The following is a 16,059-nucleotide window of genomic DNA, read 5'->3' as shown; positions in this document are numbered from 1 at the left end:
CACACAATCAGCCCGATGGCAGCAATCCCCGCCAGGTTGACGATAACGTTCATGACTCACCTCCTTCCGGTCCCGCTTACGCGGGGCCTTTCTCGTTATGGGGCTTGAACAGCCGCAGACGGTTGGCGTTGCTCACCACCGTGATGGATGAGAGCGACATGGCGGCCCCCGCGATCATCGGGGAGAGCAGCATCCCGGTGAAGGGGTAGAGCACCCCGGCGGCGATGGGAATGCACAGGGTGTTGTAGCCGAAGGCGCCCACCAGGTTCTGCTTGATGTTGGAGAGCGTCGCTCGGCTGATCTCGATGGCCGAGGCCACCCCGTGCAGCGAGCCGCGCATCAGGGTGATGCCGGCGCTCTCGATGGCCACGTCGGTGCCCTGGCCGATGGCGAAGCCCACGTCGGCCCGGGCCAGCGCCGGGGCGTCGTTGATGCCGTCGCCCACCATGCCGACCACTTCGCCGGCCGCCTGCAGGCGCTCGATCTCGGCATGCTTGTCCTCGGGCAAGAGCCCGGCGCGGAACTCGTCGATGCCCACCTCCCGGGCGATGGCGGCGGCGGTGTGCTCGTTGTCGCCGGTCAGCATCACCACCTTGAGGCCGTCGGCCTGCAGGCGCTTGATGGCCGCCACGGTGTCGTGGCGCAGCGGGTCGCTGATGCCGAACAGCGCGGCAAGCTTGCCGCCGATGGCCAGATAGACCACGGTGCGTGCCTTCTCCTCCAGCTCGCCGGCCTTCTCGCGGCCGGTAGCGAGATCGACCCCGGCCTCTTCCAGCAGGCGGGCGTTGCCCAGCAGCAGCGGTTGGCCGTCGACCGTCTCGGCCTTCACGCCGCCGCCGGTGACGCTCTCGAAATTACGGATCTCGGCGGCCTCGGCGTCGGCCTCTTCCGCCTGTTCTTCGCAGTAGGCGAGCAGGGCCGCGGCGAGCGGATGCTCGGAGCCGCGCTCCAGGGCTGCCACCAGGCCCAGAAGCGCCTGCCTGTCGCCATCGAGCACCTCGGCCTCGGTTACGCTCGGCCGGCCCTCGGTGAGGGTGCCGGTCTTGTCCACCACCAGGGTGGTGAGCTTGCTGGCGATCTGCAGCGCCTCGCCGCTTCTGACCAGCACGCCGTGCTCGGCGGCCTTGCCCACCCCGATCATGGTGGAGATCGGCGTGGCCAGGCCCAGGGCGCAGGGGCAGGCGATGATCAGCACCGTGGTGGCGGTCACCAGCATATGGATCACCCGCGGCTCGGCGCCGAAATTGAACCAGGCAAGGGCGGTGAGCACGGCGATGATCATCACCGTGGGCACGAAGATGCTGGAGACCTTATCGGCCAGCTCGCCGATGGGCGGGCGCGAGTTCTGGGCGCTGGCCACCTGCTCGGTGATGCGGCCGAGCCGGGTGTCGGCGCCGACCCGGGTGGCCCGGTAGACCAGCGAGCCCTTGCCGTTGACGGTGCCGGCGCTGACCTCGTCGCCGGCGGCCTTGGCCACCGGCAGCGGCTCGCCGGTGAGCATGGATTCGTCGATATGGCTCTGCCCCTCGGTCACCTCGCCATCCACCGGCAGGCGCTCGCCGGGGCGCACGCGAATATGGTCGCCCTCGCGCACCTCGTCGATGTCGAGCTCGCGCTCCTCACCATCGCGGATCACCCGGGCGGTGCGGCTCTGCAGGTCCAGCAGGCGCTTGAGCGCCTCGCTGGTGCGGCCTCGGGCGCGCAGCTCCAGGGCGTTGCCCAGCAGCACCAGGCCGATGATCATCGCCGAGGCCTCGAAGTAAATGCCGTGTGCCACCGCGGGCAGCCAGGGGGCGAAGGCCACCACCGCCATGGAGTAAGCCCAGGCGGTGCCGGTGCCCATGGCGATCAGGGTGTCCATGTTGGCCTGGTGGTGCTTGAGGTTCTTCCAGGCGTTGACGAAGAAGTGGCGGCCGGGGCCGGCAAGCACGGCCAGCGTCAGTAGGCCGATCACCAGCCAGAAGAGCCGGCCCATGCCCACCGGGTGGGGGTGGTAGACGAACATGCTGGCCATCAGTGGCACCGCCAGCGCCAGGGACCAGAAACTGCCGCGCAGGCGCTGGCGATAGTGCTGGGCGTCCTTCTCGGCGCGCGCCTCCTCGGCCTGGCGCAGGTCGAGGATCGGCTCGGCCTCGTAGCCGGCCGCCTCCACGGCGCGAATCAGCTCGGCCTCGCTCACGCTGCCGCGCACCTGGGCGGTGCGGGTGCCGAAGTTGACCTCCGCGCTGACCACGCCCGGCGTTCGCTGCAGCGCCTTCTGAACGCTGGCGACGCAGCTTGCGCAGGTCATGCCGCCGATGGAGAGCCGGCGGGTGGTGGCGCGTTCGTCGCGAGCCGATGGGGCCGGCACGGGCGTCGCCTGCTCAGTGGGCTTGGACTCGAGCCCGGGCTCGGCCGCGGTGGGCTCTTCCTCGGCAGGGGCCTCATTGAGCTCCCCGGGCGGATAGCCGGCCTCCTCGAGCGTCTGGTCCAGCGCCTGGGCATCCAGCACGGTGGAGACCTCCAGGCGCTTCTCGGCCGGCGTGCCGATCACCTCGGCCTCGGGGTCGCGGGCCTGGATCGCCTCGCGCATGCGCTTCACGCAGCCCTGGCAGCTCATGCCGGGCACGATACGTTCGAGTGGGATGCGAGCGTTCACGGGGTCTCCTCGCGGGATGTGGTGCCGGTGGGCGCGCGGCGGGCGTCGCCGCGCTCTGTGTCGCGCGCCTGGTTTTCGTGCAGGTTGTCACGCAGGGGTTCGGGGAAGCTTTCGATCAGCCGGCAGAGGCTGTGGCCGTCCGGGGTGCCGTCGGGCATCTCGGCCCAGGTCTCGAGTGCCTGCTCCATGCGGGCGGCCAGCGCCTGCAGCTCCTCGATGCGGGCGCGGATCTCCGGCAGCCGGCTGGCCAGCAGGTCGCGGACCATGGGGCAGGGGGAGTCGCCCTGGTCGGCATGGGCGAGGATCTCGCGGATCTCCGCCACGCCGAAGCCCAGGTTGCGGGCGCGGTGGATGAAGCGCAGTCGCTCCAGGTCGCCCCGCTCGAAGAGCTGGTAGCCGTTGTCGGGGTGGCGCCGGGGTTCCAGCAGCCCCTCGCGCACGTAGTGGCGGACGGTCTCGGCGGTGACGCCGGCGGCCCTGGCCAGTTCGCTGACTTTCATGATGACGGTGCCTCCCAGGCCGGTACTTTGCCAATCGGAGCCTCGCAGATCGGAGCCGTGCAGGTCGGTGCCTTGCCGGTCCCGGTCTGGTTCTGGTGGCGGATAACCCCAGTGTAAAACCTATGTGTTACCCAAGGGTCAAGGCGGGCGGGCGAGAAGGGGATGGCGGTTCCGGCACAGCGGGAGGGTATTTGCTAACTCGTTGAAAATTCGATCAATCAAACAGCTGTGCGACCAAAGTATTAGCAGATGTGGCATTAAAACGAACGTTTGCCCTTGAAACCGGGAGAGGGTTGCGCGAAAAGGGGAGGGCACGCGCCTGTCTCCGCCGAGAGCACACGCCAGTATCAGCGTGAATAACAGAACCCCAAGGGATGGATCACATGAAGAACAAGTTCAACCGCCTCTCCCTGGCCGTGGCCATCGCCGCAGCCGCCTTTACCAGCCAGGCCCATGCGGGCGGCTACCAGATCAACGAGCAGAGCGTCAGCGGCCAGGGCTATGGCCACGCCGGGCGCAGCTCGAACGTCAACGACGCCACCATCGTCTTCGGCAACCCGGCCGGCATGTCGTTCCTGGACCGCGCCCAGGTGACCGCCGGTGGGACCTATCTGAACGTCAATACCGATATAAAGAATGCCGAATACACGCCGACGCTTCCCGGAACCGGAGGGAGCACTTCCGAGGGAGACATGGTGCCAGGCACCCTTATCCCTTTTGCCTTCTATGCACACCCGGTCAATGATCAGCTGGCATTCGGCTTCGGGGTCTATGCACCTTTTGGCTCAAAGACAGAGTATGAGGACAGTTTTGCCGGCCGTACCTTCGGCACGCGCACAGAAGTCACTGTGATGAGCGCCCAGCCGACGGTGTCCTATCGCTTCAATGAACAGTGGGCGGTGGGAGCTGGTGTGTCCTACAACCGCGTGGATGGGAAGCTCTATCGTAATGCGCCCGCAGCCCCGGGAGTTGAGCTGGATTCGAGGGTGGAGGGTGATGACGAGGCCTGGGGCTACAACCTGGGTGTGATCTATCAGCCAATTCCTGAGACAACGCTGGGTCTAACCTATCGGTCCAAAGTAAGTTATACCCTCGAAGGCGACTTCCGGGCCACGGCTCCCGATGGCTCCATTGCGTCCCGACCGGTAGATACGCCTATGGGCACTGTTCAGGTTCCGCTTCAAGATAAGGCCAGCCTCGACCTGACAACGCCTGAGACTGTGAACTTCTCTATTACTCAGCAGATGTCCGATAACCTGAAACTGATGGCAGGGGCCTCCTGGGCGCGCTGGAGTCGTTTCGACAAGATTCTGGTAGAGGGTGAGAATCTTGGAGAAATTACCAATGAGCCGCAGAACTACTCCAACGCCTGGGCGTTTGCCGTGGGTGGTGAGTACCAGTTGAATCCGCAGTTGGCACTGCGTGCCGGTGTGACGATCGACAACACTCCGACCAATGACATCGACCGCAGCGTACGCATCCCCTCTGATGACCGACGCATCTTCTCCATCGGCGCCGGCTGGAGCCCGACGGACGATCTGACCCTTGACCTTGCCTATTCCTACCTGACTGAGAGGGGGACTCGTATTGAGCAGGGTGGCCCAACAGATCCTCGCGGGCAGTTTGGAGCCGACTACAAGAACGAGGCCCACGGCTTTGGCGCCCAGCTGACTTACCGCTTCTGAGCGGCAGCTAGCCAGGTGCACCCAGGGAACCCGGCCTCGGCCGGGTTTCCCGCGTCTGGGCCCGGGGCAGGCCCGGAAGCCGCCTCGCGGCGGATGCGGGGTGGCGTCAGGTTCGCTACAATGGACGACTTTTCCGAGCCGCCGCGGCCCAGGCGCCATGCCGCACCGCGGCGGCCGCTTTTCCACTGCAGATTCAGGCGAGTGAGCCATGCTGGAAACCAACCCCATCCACAACCTCATCAAGGACCTGTCTGAGCGGACAGATGTCCTGAGGGGGTATCTTTGACTATGCCGAGAAGAAAGACCGGCTAGAGGAAGTCTCCCGGGAGCTCGAGGACCCGGGCATCTGGAACGATCCGGACTATGCCCAGAAGCTTGGCAAGGAGCGCGCCTCGCTGGAGCTGATCGTCGAGACCATCGACGAGCTGGAGCAGGGCCTGGCGGACAGCCGTGACCTGCTGGAGCTCGCCGAGATGGAAGAGGATCAGGCCACGGTCGACGAGGTCCAGAAGGAGCTCGACGGCATGAAGGCGAGCCTCGAGAAGCTCGAGTTCCGCCGCATGTTCTCCGGCGAGATGGATGCCAACAACGCCTACCTGGATATCCAGTCGGGCTCCGGCGGCACCGAGGCCCAGGACTGGGCCAACATGCTGCTGCGCATGTACCTGCGCTGGGCCGAGCATCACGGCTTCAAGGCCGAGATCACCGAGCTCTCCGCCGGCGAGGTGGCGGGCATCAAGTCGGCCACGGTGCATATCCAGGGCGACCACGCCTTCGGCTGGCTGCGCACCGAGACCGGCGTGCACCGCCTGGTGCGCAAGAGCCCGTTCGATTCCGGCGGCCGTCGCCACACCTCCTTCTGCTCGGTGTTCCTGTCACCGGAGATCGACGACAGCTTCGAGGTCGAGATCAACCCGGCGGACCTGCGCGTCGATACCTACCGCTCCAGCGGCGCCGGCGGCCAGCACGTCAACACCACCGATTCGGCGGTGCGGATCACCCACGAGCCCACCGGCATCGTGGTGGCCTGCCAGAGCCAGCGCAGCCAGCACGCCAACCGCGACTTCGCCATGAAGCAGCTCAAGGCGCGGCTGTGGGAGCACGAGATGGAGAAGCGCAACGCCGCCAAGCAGGAAGCGGAGGACTCCAAGGCCGATATCGGCTGGGGCAGCCAGATCCGCTCCTACGTGCTGGACGACCAGCGCATCAAGGACCTGCGTACCGGCGTGCAGACCAGCAACTGCGACAAGGTGCTGGACGGCGACCTGGACCAGTTCATTGTCGCCAGCCTCAAGCAAGGATTGTAACGACATGGCCAACGAGAGCCCCTCCCCGCAGCAGGACGAGAACCGCCTGATCGCCGAGCGCCGTGCCAAGCTGGCCGCGCGCCGCGAGCGTGCCGCCGAGCGCGGCGAGAGCGCCTTCCCCAACGACTTCCGCCGCGACAGCCATGCCGCCGAGCTGATCGCTGAGCTGGGCGACAAGGAGAAGGAAGAGCTGGAGGCGCTGGGGCGCCAGGCCGGCGTGGCCGGACGCATCATGCGCAAGCGCGGGCCCTTCGTCGTCATCCAGGACGTCAGCGGCCAGATCCAGCTCTACGTCGACAAGAAGGGCCTGCCGGCGGAGACCCTCGAGGAGATCAAGGGCTGGGACATCGGCGACATCGTCGCGGCGCGCGGGCCGGTGCACAAGTCCGGCAAGGGCGATCTCTACGTGATGATGGTGGAGGCGAAGCTGCTCACCAAGAGCCTGCGCCCGCTGCCCGACAAGTTCCACGGCCTCACCGATCTCGAGGCGCGATACCGCCAGCGCTACGTCGACCTGATCATGAACCCGGACTCGCGCCAGGTGTTCGAGACCCGCGCCGGGGTGATCAGCGCCATGCGCCGCTTCTTCGAGGCGCGCGGCTACATGGAGGTCGAGACCCCCATGCTGCAGGCGATCCCCGGCGGCGCCACCGCGCGCCCCTTCAAGACCCACCACAACGCGCTGGACATCGACATGTTCCTGCGCATCGCGCCTGAGCTCTACCTCAAGCGCCTGGTGGTAGGCGGCTTCGAGAAGGTCTTCGAGATCAACCGCAACTTCCGCAATGAAGGGCTCTCCACTCGGCACAACCCCGAGTTCACCATGATCGAGTTCTACCAGGCCTACGCGGACTACCACGACCTGATGGACCTCACCGAGGAGATGCTGCGCGCGATCACCCAGGAGGTGCTGGGCACCACCACGGTGGTCAACACCGTGCGCAACAGCGAGGGCGAGGTGCTCGAGCACTACGAGTACGATTTCGGCAGCCCGCTGAAGCGGATCACCGTGTTCGACTCGATTCTCGAATACAACCCGGACATCCACGCTGAGGCGCTGGCCGACGAGGCCGCCGCCCGCCAGATCGCCGAGCGCCTGGACATCGACGTCAAGGACGGCTGGGGCCTGGGCAAGATCCAGGTCGAGATCTTCGAGAAGACCGTGGAGCACCGCCTCAAGCAGCCCACCTTCGTGACCGAGTACCCCACCGAGGTGAGCCCCCTGGCGCGGCGCAAGGATTCCAACCCCTTCGTCACCGAGCGATTCGAGTTCTTCGTGGGCGGCCGCGAGATCGCCAACGGCTTCTCAGAGCTCAACGACGCCGAGGACCAGGCCGAGCGCTTCCGCGAGCAGGTGGCGGAGAAGGAGGCCGGCGACGACGAGGCGATGTACTTTGATGCCGACTACGTGCGCGCCCTGGAGGTCGGCCTGCCGCCCACCGCGGGCGAGGGCATCGGCATCGACCGCCTGGTGATGCTGCTGACCGACAGCGCCTCGATCCGCGATGTGTTGCTGTTCCCGGCCATGAGGCCGGAGGTGGAGTGACATTTCTGGTGATGTCGGTAGTGCTCGGGGCTGATCCGGCGACAGGCCTGCGAGGAGGCGCTGTGAACCCATCCCTGGGCGCTACCGACGCCATCCCTGGCGTAGGACCTCCTCTTCGGCCTGTCCCCGGCGCCCCTCGCTTGGGCGATGTCTATCCGGTTGGCCGGAAGGGTGGGAAGCATTGGTAAACCCCGCGGCCAGCGCCCATAATGGTCATCGTTTCGACGTCGAGGAGACCACCATGAAACTGCTCAACCGCTCTGCCCTGAGCGTCCGCCCTACCCAGCATTTCGTGGACTGGATCAATGCCCTTGAGCCGACGATGGGGGATGACGACATCGCCCTGGCCGACGTCGAGCGCGAAAGCACGGTCTATCTGATTCCCGAGATGGACACCCCGGAGGCCCTGGAGGGCTTCGTGCGCGAGCGCTACCTCGAGATCCTCGAGACCGAGCTGCGCGCCTGGGAGGAGGACGAGCGCCAGTGGCCCGAGACCATCGACTGGCCGCTGTTCCAGCGCTTCCTGCAGGTGGAGCACAGCTACCTGGCCATCGACCTCGACGACGAGGCGGCCCTCGAGATCTCCGAGGTCGACGACTCGCTGCTGATGGACGTCGACCAGGACTAGGCCCCGCCCGAAACCTGGCACCATGAAACCGGCTCCGGCCGGTTTCTTCGTGTTGACCCTCGATGGAAGATGGAATGAGCCGACTCTTTGAGTCCCGCCCCGGCGACGATGGCCTGCCGGGGCCCGAGCGGCGCCTGGCCGTGCTGGCGCTGATCCTCGGCACCCTGATGGCGGTGGTGGATACCACCATGATCAACATCGCGCTGCCCTCCATCGCGGCGGGGCTCGAGGTGCCCGCCTCCCGGGCGGTGTGGGTCACCAACCTCTTCCAGATCAGCTGTGCCGCCTTCCTGCTGGTCTTCGCCGCGCTCAGCGAGCTGGTCAGCCGGCGGCGGATCTACGTGGCCGGGGTGGGCATCTTCACCCTGGCCTCCGTGGGCTGCGCACTCTCCACCAGTCTGGAGACGCTGCTGCTGTTCCGCGCCCTGCAGGGGCTGGGGGCGGCGGCGACCCTCTCCATCGGGCCCTCGCTCTACCGCTCCATCTTCCCCTCGCGCCTGCTGGGCTCGGCGCTGGGGCTCTCGGCCATGGTGGTGGCCGGCGGCTACGCGGCGGGGCCGGCCATCGGCGGCGTGCTGCTCTCGGTGGCCGACTGGCCCTGGCTGTTCGCCCTGCACCTGCCGCTGGGGGCGGTGGCCGTGGTGCTGGCCTGGAAGGCGCTGCCGCGGGAGGCGGGCCGCCGTGGCGGCTTCGACCTGGCCGGGGCGCTGCTCTCGGTGGCCATGCTGTGCGGCTTCTTCCTGGCCATGGATGGCGTCGGCCACGGCATGCCGGCGGGGCAGGTGGCCGCCTGGCTGGCGCTGAGCGTGGCGGCCGCGCTGCTCTTCCTGCGCCGCCAGCGGCGCGCCCGCCATCCGCTGATGCCGCTCTCGATCTTCAGTGAGCCGCGCTTCAGCCTGGCGCTGGTGGCCCAGGGCACCGCCTTCGTGGGCCAGGGGCTCGCCTTCGTGGCGCTCTCCTTCCTGTTCCAGAGCGAGATGGGCTTCACGCCCCTGGAGACCGCCTGGCTCTTCACCCCCTGGCCGCTGGCCATCATGCTGGTGGGCCCGCGCGCCGGCCGTCTGGCCGATCGCCTGAACCCCAGCCTGCTCTCCAGCGCCGGGCTCGCCCTCATGCTGGTGGGGCTCGTGCTGCTGGCGCGCCTTCCCGCCGAGGCGGGGGTGGTCGAGGTGCTGTGGCGGATGCTGCTCTGCGGGGTCGGCTTCGGGCTCTTCCAGCCGCCCAACAACCGCGAGCTGATGAGCACCGTGCCCCGGGAGCGCAGCGCCAACGCCTCCGGCATCATGAGCACCTCGCGCACCGTGGGGCAGTCGCTGGGGGTCGCCCTGGTGGGCGCCTTCCTGGCCACCGGCATGCCGGTGCAGGCCACCCTGTGGCTCGGCGCCCTGGCCACGCTGCTGGCGCTGGGCGCGAGCCTGGCCCGGGTGCCGCTGGCCGGCGCCGCCCAGCATGAGCATTGCCAATTAAAGGAGGCCGCCCATGACGAGGGGCGCCGGGGGTAGGCCGAAGAGGAGGTCCTACGCCATGGATGGCGTCGGTAGCGTACAGGGAGGTATTCACAGCGCCTCCTCGTCGGTCCGGCGCTCCGGGGCCTGCCGCCGGATCAGCCCCGAGCAGTGTCGGTGAGCCACATCGTTACCGCCCGGCAGAGCGGGTACAATGGGGACTTCACTTCACCTGCCCATCCTCCATTTTCACTCAGTCCGGGGAAGCCGCCATGAGCATTCAGGCCACCATCGAAGAGAAGCTGCAGGCCCTCGCGCCCGTCTTTCTGGCGGTGGAGAACGAGAGCCATCGGCACAACGTGCCGCCCAACTCCGAGACCCACTTCAAGGTCACTCTCGTCTCCGAGCGCCTCGAGGGGCTGATGCCGGTCAAGCGCCACCAGCAGGTCTATGCCCTGCTGGCCGATGAGCTGGCCGGCCCGGTCCACGCCCTGGCGCTGCACCTCTACACCCCCGCCGAATGGCAGGCCAGCGGCCAGAGCCGGCCCGACTCGCCCGACTGTCGGGGTGGCAGCAAGTCGTGACCACTGAGCCGCAGCGGCTCCAGTACCTGGAGGCCATGGGGCTGACGGCCTGGGTGGCGCGCTATGCGCTGCCCAATGCCCGCCCGACCCCGGCCTGCGAGTGGGAGCTGCCCGAGGCGCCCCCCGCCGAGGCCCCCGGGGAGCGCCTGCACGCGCTGCTGGACGAGGCTCGCGAGGCGGCCCCGACGCGCCCGGCCGAGCCGGAACCGCCGCGGGCGGCACGCCCGCCACGCCCCGGCATGGCCAGGGCACTGCTCGAGACGCCCCCGGCGGAGGAGGCGGCAGCGCCCGTCGAGGCCGTGCCCGCCGAGCCGGTGGCCCCCCGGGAGCCGCTGCGCTTCGCCTTCCAGGCGGCCTGCCTGGAGGGGCGCTGGCTGCTGCTGCTGGCCGGCGAGCGGCCGCCCGGTCGCGCCGAGCTTCAGCTGCTGGGCAACCTGCTGCGCGCCGCCGGGATCGCCTCGCCGCTGCCGGTCTTCCAGCCCTTCCGCTGGCCGCTGGAGGAGGGGCTGACGGTGCACGAGCCCCTGGAGGAGGCCCGCGAGGGGCTGCAGGCCTTTGTCGCCGGCGCGCGCCGGCGCGGCTGGTCGCCCGAGCGCCTGCTGCTGTTCGGCGAGGAGGCGACGCTCGGCGAGGTGCTCTCCCTGGAGGACGGGCACTGCCCGCCGCTGGCGCTGCCCGCCTGGCAGGGGCCGGCGCTCGGGGAACTGGCCGAGAGCGCCGAGGCCAAGCGCGCGCTGCTGCCGCAGCTGCTGGCCTGGGGGCGGGCCTGGGAATCGGCCGAGGAGGTGCCGGGTGGGCGCTAGGTCACCCGCGAGCAAGCCCGCGCTGGTGCGCCTGACCGAGGCCGACCTGCCGTGCGTGGCGGCGCTCGAAGAGGCCAGCGGCTGGCCGATGGGGGGCTCCGAGGCCCAGCTGGCGGCGACCCTGGCGGACCCCGCCACGGCGGTCTATGGCCTGATGGTAGGCGATGGTCAGGCGGGTGGTGATGAGCTGGCGGCCTACGCGGCGGTGGCCCGGCTGCCCTTCGAGGCGGAACTGCAGGCGATCCTGGTGGACGAGGCCCGGCGCGGCCAGGGCCTCGCGCGAAAGCTGCTCGCGGTGGTGGCCGACCAGGCCCGTGATTGGGGCAGCGAGCGGCTGCTGCTGGAGGTGCGGGCGGGCAATGCGCCTGCCATCGCCCTCTACCGGGCCGCGGGGTTCACCGACGACGGCGTGCGTCGCGGCTACTACCCGCCACGGCCTGCGTCGCTGCCAGGCCCGGAAACGACGCCGCCACGGCAGGCCGGGGCGGCGGGTGCGGCGCGAGAGGATGCGCGGCTGATGTCGCTGGCGCTCAGCGCCGGCTGAGGGCGCTCAGGCGCTCTGGGGTTCGCTGGACTCGATCTCGTCGAGCTTGCCCAGCACGCCGGTCAGGCGGCGCTCCCACTCCTCGCGCTCCTGCTTCAGGCGGGCGTTTTCCTCGCGCAGCTCCTCGGCTTCCATCTTCAGCAGCTCCAGGGCCTCCACGGCGCTGGTGACCTTCTGCTCGAGGCGGTTGAAGAGTTCGATGCTCATGCTGTTCTCCTGATGTCCTTCCGGGATGGCCCTTCGAAATGGTCCTTGCGACCGGTCCTGCTTGAACACTCCTCGAGGCCGAGCCGGTGCCCCGGGGCGGGGCGAGGTTGCTTGATGGCGGGATGAATGGGCAGCAGCGTAACGCCGCGCCCGGGACTCAGCAAGCGTCGTCGTGCGGCGACGAGTCGCGGCGGTAGAGCCGGCCGTGGCTGTCGCCGGCGCGCACCTCGCGGTGCAGCCGCCAGGTGGCCGGCACGGCCGGCGTCAGGTCCGCCTCGCACTCCAGGTAGATGAAGGCCTCCTCCGCAAGCCAGCCCGCCTCCAGGGCCGTACAGCAGGGTTCGGCGAGCCCCTGGCGAAAGGGCGGGTCGAGAAACACCAGCGAACAGGGCGTCGGCGGCCCGGCCAGGAAGGCGGTGGCGTCGGCGGTGACCACCCGGCCTCGCTCCATGGCGCCCAGGGTCGCCAGATTCTCGCCGAGCTGCCCGGCCACCCGGGCGTCGCGCTCCACGAAGGTGGCGTCGCCGGCGCCGCGGGAGAGCGCCTCCAGGCCCAGCGCCCCGGTGCCGGCGAAGAGGTCCAGCACCCGGGCGCCGGGCAGGGCGGCGGCGAGCCAGTTGAAGAGGGTCTCGCGGACCCGGTCCGGGGTGGGGCGCAGGCCGGGGCTGTCGAGCACCGGCAGCAGCCGGCGGCGGTAGTCGCCGCCGATGATCCTCAGGCGGCCGGCGACCCGGCGGCCGGCGCTCTTGCCGCCTGGCTGGCCGCCGGTGGGCCTGCCGGAGCGGCGGGGGGGTGATGGGCGTCGTGTCATGGCGGGGATTGTACCCGGGGGCTTATCCACAGTCATGGTGGGCGGTGGTAGGATGTGGCGATTCGATTATTCGCAAGGCTGATTCTGTCCATGTTCGGTTTTTTCAAGCGCAAGAAGAAGCAGCAGGAGCACGAGGCGACCCGCGAAGAGCAGGAGCGCCTGGAACCGGTCGCCGAGGCGACCGAGGAGCCCGAGGCCGCGGCCGAGCCCGAGGTCCGCGCCGAGCCTGAGCGCGTCGAGCCCGAGCGCGTCGAGCCTGCGGAGCCCCCCGTCGAGGAGGCGCCTGCCGAAGAAGCGCCCGCCGAGGAGGCGCTGGAGACGCGCCCCGAGCCCGAGTCGGCTTCCGCACAGGAGCACGAACCGGCAGTCGAGCCGGCCCCCGAGCCTGTCGTCGAGGAGGCCGACAGGGTCGAGGCGCTCGAGACCCGGGAGGCTTCCGCATCGGCCGAGCCGCTGGAAACCGCCGCCGAGGCCCCGGCCGTTGAGCCCGAGGCGGCCAGCGCGCAGCCTGCTGCCGAGCCCGAGCCCGAGCCCGAGCCCGAGCCCCCCGAGCCCGAGCCCGAGCCCGAGCCCGAGCCCGAGCCCGAGCCCGAGCCCGAGCCCGAGCCCGCTCGCGCCGCGCTGCAGGAGAAGCCCCAGGCCGGCGAGAAGAAGGGCTGGTTCGCGCGCATCAAGGCGGGTCTCGGCAAGACCCGCGCCAACCTCACCGACGGCCTGGCGGATCTGTTCCTCGGCAAGAAGCAGATCGACGACGACCTGATGGAGGACCTCGAGACCCAGCTGCTGCTGGCGGACGTCGGCATCGAGGCCACCACCGAGATCATCGACCGCCTCACCGCACGGGTCTCCCGCAAGGAGCTCCAGGACAGCGAGGCGCTCTATCGCGCCCTGCAGGAGGAGCTGGCCGACCTGCTGGAGCCGGTCAGCCAGCCGCTGACCCTGCCGCCCAAGGGCGAAGGGCCCTTCGTGATCCTGGTGGTGGGGGTCAACGGCGTCGGCAAGACCACCACCATCGGCAAGCTCACCCAGCGCTTCCAGCGCGAGGGCCGCAGCGTGATGCTGGCCGCCGGCGACACCTTCCGCGCCGCCGCGGTGGAGCAGCTCAAGGTGTGGGGCGAGCGCAACAAGGTGCCGGTGATCGCCCAGCACACCGGGGCCGACAGCGCCTCGGTGATCTTCGACGCCGTGGCCGCCGCCAAGGCGCGGGGCGTCGACGTGCTGATCGCCGACACCGCCGGTCGCCTGCACAACAAGGCCCACCTGATGGAGGAGCTCAAGAAGGTGCATCGGGTGATGGGCAAGGTGGACGCCACCGCCCCCCACGAGGTGATGCTGGTGCTCGACGCCGGCACCGGCCAGAACGCGCTCTCCCAGGCCAGCACCTTCAACGAGGCGGTACCCATCACCGGGGTGACCCTGACCAAGCTCGACGGCACCGCCAAGGGCGGCATCATCTTCGCCCTGGCCAAGCAGCTCGGCACCCCCATCCGCTTCATCGGCGTCGGCGAGTCGCTGGACGACCTGCGGCCCTTCGCGGCCGGCGAGTTCGTCGACGCCTTGTTCGACCGGGACGGGAACGACGCCGCGCAATGATCGTCTTCGAGCACGTGGGCAAGCGCTACGGCGGGCGCTTCGAGGCGCTCGCCAACCTCGATTTCCGCGTGCGCCGCGGCGAGATGGTGTTCCTGACCGGCCACTCCGGGGCCGGCAAGAGCTCCCTGCTGCGGCTGATCATGCGTCTGGAGCGCCCCTCCCGGGGGCGCATCCTGGTGGCGGGCCATGATATCGACCGGCTCCACGCCAGCCAGGTGCCCTTCTACCGGCGCCAGATCGGCGTGGTCTTCCAGGACCATCAGCTGCTCCACGACCGCTCGATCTTCCACAACGTGGCGCTGCCCCTGGAGATCCAGGGCGTGGAGCCCCGGGAGGCGGCGCGGCGGGTGCGGGCGGCGCTGGACAAGGTGGGGCTGCTGCATCGCGAGAAGGCCCTGCCCATCGAGCTCTCCGGCGGCGAGCAGCAGCGGGTGGGCATCGCCCGGGCGGTGGTCAACAAGCCGGCCCTGCTGCTGGCCGACGAGCCCACCGGCAACCTCGACCCCCAGCTCTCCGCCGACATCATGGGGCTGTTCGAGGACTTCAACCGCATCGGCACCACGGTGATGATCGCCAGCCACGACCTGGCGCTGATCGCCCGGCTGCGCCACCGCATCCTGCGCCTGCGCGACGGGCGGCTGGTGGCCGACCAGGAGGCCGCATGAGCCGCCGGCCCGCTCCGCCGCCGCCCCGCGGGGCCCGCACCCACCGCACCCGCTCGTCGAGCCGCCTGCGCGGCTGGCTGCGCCACCATCGGGCCATGGCCCTGGACAGCGCCTGGCGGTTGCTCAAGGCGCCCATCGGCAGCCTGGTGACCATGCTGGCCATCGCCATCGCCCTGGTGCTGCCGGCGGCGCTGTGGCTGACCCTGGATGGCGCCCGGCTGCTGGACGCCGAGCTGACCGAGAGCGCGACCCTGACCGTCTACCTGGCCCACCACGTGGACGAGGCCCAGGCCGAGCGGATCGAGGAGGCGCTGGCCGCCAACGAGGGGGTCGGCCGTACCCGGCTGATCACCGCGGCCGAGGGCATGGCGGAGTTCCAGCAGGCGCTGGGGCTGGCCGACGCCCTGGGGCGCCTGGAGGAGAACCCGCTGCCGGCCAGCGTGGTGGTGATCCCGCGGGACCCCTCGCCCGAGGCGGTGCGGGGCCTGGCCGGGGAACTCGAGGCGATGACGGGGGTCGAGGAGGTGCGCCTGGACCTGGCCTGGATCGAGCGCCTGCGCCACCTGGCCGAGCTGGGGCGCCGCGTCGCCCTGGCGCTGGCAGTGCTGTTCGGCGGCGGGGTGCTGCTGGTGGTGGGCAACACCATCCGCCTGGCGGTGGAGAACCGCCGCAAGGAGATCGAGGTGGTGACCCTGATCGGCGCCACCCACGCCTTCGTGCGCCGGCCCTTCCTCTACAGCGGGGCCTGGTACGGGCTCGGCGGCGGCCTGCTGGCCTGGGGGCTCTTGACGCTCGGCAGCGAATGGCTGGCCGCCCCCGTCTCGGCCCTGGCGGCCAGCTATGGCGCCACGTTCAGCCTGCCGCGGCTGGGCGCCGCCGGTTCCGCGACCCTGGTGGGCTGTAGTATACTGCTTGGCTGGATGGGCGCCTGGATCGCGGTGAGTCGCCACCTCGCCGAGGTCAAGCCGCGGTAGCGACACGAAAAGCGCTGAAGCCGCGCTAGCGGCAAGAGAACGGCTGAAGCCGAGGTTGAGGCACGAGGCCCGCGATCAGGCCGCCAGGCACCTGGAAACCACGCCTCTGGCGTGGTTCCATGGAACATT

Annotated in this window: 15 protein-coding genes; 11 read left to right on the top strand and 4 right to left on the bottom strand. The window is 69.5% G+C overall.

All coding sequences use genetic code 11. From position 1 onward, the window contains the following. Positions 1-76: 76 nt before the first annotated feature. Together D1793_RS12310 and D1793_RS12305 are read right to left on the bottom strand one after the other, a co-directional pair. Positions 77-2,599 carry a heavy metal translocating P-type ATPase gene (locus D1793_RS12310; protein ID WP_119023675.1) on the bottom strand — a complete coding sequence of 841 codons (2,523 nt, stop codon included), beginning with the start codon at positions 2,597-2,599 and terminating at the stop codon, positions 77-79. 35 nt (positions 2,600-2,634) lie between these two features. Further along, entirely contained in the window at positions 2,635-3,138 is a 504-nt protein-coding gene (locus D1793_RS12305; protein ID WP_119022436.1) for a MerR family DNA-binding protein, read from the bottom strand. A 383-nt stretch (positions 3,139-3,521) separates the two neighbouring features. On the opposite strand from D1793_RS12305, the gene D1793_RS12300 reads away from it, so the two are divergent. From D1793_RS12300 to D1793_RS12265, 8 genes are all read left to right on the top strand, one after another. Beyond that, positions 3,522-4,823 carry an outer membrane protein transport protein gene (locus tag D1793_RS12300; RefSeq protein WP_119022435.1) on the top strand — a complete coding sequence of 434 codons (1,302 nt, stop codon included), beginning with the start codon at positions 3,522-3,524 and terminating at the stop codon, positions 4,821-4,823. Between the two features lie 208 nt (positions 4,824-5,031). After that, positions 5,032-6,130 (top strand): peptide chain release factor 2 gene (gene prfB / locus D1793_RS12295; RefSeq protein WP_119022434.1). Its coding sequence is split into 2 segments (ribosomal slippage): positions 5,032-5,106 and positions 5,108-6,130, totalling 1,098 coding nucleotides; the frame shifts between segments, so codons are not numbered across the junction. 4 nt (positions 6,131-6,134) lie between these two features. Continuing rightward, entirely contained in the window at positions 6,135-7,676 is a 1,542-nt protein-coding gene (gene lysS, locus D1793_RS12290; RefSeq protein WP_119022433.1) for a lysine--tRNA ligase, read from the top strand. Positions 7,677-7,917: 241 nt separating this feature from the next. Beyond that, a complete protein-coding gene (locus D1793_RS12285; RefSeq protein WP_110068971.1) occupies positions 7,918-8,304 on the top strand; it encodes a hypothetical protein in 387 nt (128 codons plus the stop codon). 74 nt (positions 8,305-8,378) lie between these two features. Continuing rightward, complete coding sequence (locus tag D1793_RS12280) at positions 8,379-9,806, top strand: MFS transporter (RefSeq protein ID WP_119022432.1); 1,428 nt, start codon at positions 8,379-8,381, stop codon at positions 9,804-9,806. Positions 9,807-10,021: 215 nt separating this feature from the next. Continuing rightward, a complete protein-coding gene (locus tag D1793_RS12275; protein WP_110068969.1) occupies positions 10,022-10,333 on the top strand; it encodes a BolA/IbaG family iron-sulfur metabolism protein in 312 nt (103 codons plus the stop codon). Continuing rightward, positions 10,330-11,136 carry a hypothetical protein gene (locus D1793_RS12270; RefSeq protein ID WP_119022431.1) on the top strand — a complete coding sequence of 269 codons (807 nt, stop codon included), beginning with the start codon at positions 10,330-10,332 and terminating at the stop codon, positions 11,134-11,136. The genes D1793_RS12275 and D1793_RS12270 overlap by 4 nt, the downstream gene beginning before the upstream one ends. Then, the gene (locus D1793_RS12265; RefSeq protein ID WP_240407664.1) at positions 11,126-11,680 is read left to right on the top strand and encodes a GNAT family N-acetyltransferase; all 555 of its coding nucleotides are present in this window, start codon (positions 11,126-11,128) and stop codon (positions 11,678-11,680) included. The genes D1793_RS12270 and D1793_RS12265 overlap by 11 nt, the downstream gene beginning before the upstream one ends. A 6-nt stretch (positions 11,681-11,686) precedes the next feature. Here D1793_RS12265 and D1793_RS12260 read toward each other — a convergent pair whose 3' ends face one another. Continuing rightward, the gene (locus tag D1793_RS12260; protein WP_110068967.1) at positions 11,687-11,887 is read right to left on the bottom strand and encodes a cell division protein ZapB; all 201 of its coding nucleotides are present in this window, start codon (positions 11,885-11,887) and stop codon (positions 11,687-11,689) included. Positions 11,888-12,044: 157 nt separating this feature from the next. Then, entirely contained in the window at positions 12,045-12,698 is a 654-nt protein-coding gene (gene rsmD, locus D1793_RS12255) for a 16S rRNA (guanine(966)-N(2))-methyltransferase RsmD (protein WP_119022430.1), read from the bottom strand. Positions 12,699-12,788: 90 nt separating this feature from the next. Here rsmD and ftsY point away from each other — a divergent pair, with 90 nt between their 5' ends. Genes ftsY through ftsX form a run of 3 tightly spaced genes read left to right on the top strand, consistent with a single transcriptional unit; the run spans position 12,789 to position 15,930 of the window. Then, positions 12,789-14,291: a signal recognition particle-docking protein FtsY gene (gene ftsY, locus D1793_RS12250; protein WP_119022429.1), complete on the top strand. Its 1,503-nt coding sequence runs from the start codon at positions 12,789-12,791 to the stop codon at positions 14,289-14,291. Beyond that, the gene (gene ftsE, locus D1793_RS12245; RefSeq protein WP_119022428.1) at positions 14,288-14,956 is read left to right on the top strand and encodes a cell division ATP-binding protein FtsE; all 669 of its coding nucleotides are present in this window, start codon (positions 14,288-14,290) and stop codon (positions 14,954-14,956) included. The genes ftsY and ftsE overlap by 4 nt, the downstream gene beginning before the upstream one ends. Continuing rightward, on the top strand, positions 14,953-15,930 hold the full coding sequence (gene ftsX / locus D1793_RS12240; protein ID WP_119022427.1) for a permease-like cell division protein FtsX: 978 nt from the start codon (positions 14,953-14,955) through the stop codon (positions 15,928-15,930). The genes ftsE and ftsX overlap by 4 nt, the downstream gene beginning before the upstream one ends. Positions 15,931-16,059 lie beyond the last annotated feature (129 nt).

This window comes from Halomonas sp. JS92-SW72 (assembly GCF_003547075.1).
GTDB lineage: Bacteria > Pseudomonadota > Gammaproteobacteria > Pseudomonadales > Halomonadaceae > Halomonas > Halomonas alkalicola.
The sequence above is the reverse complement of the archived record's forward strand: the minus strand, read 5'-3'. Positions and strand labels throughout refer to the sequence as shown.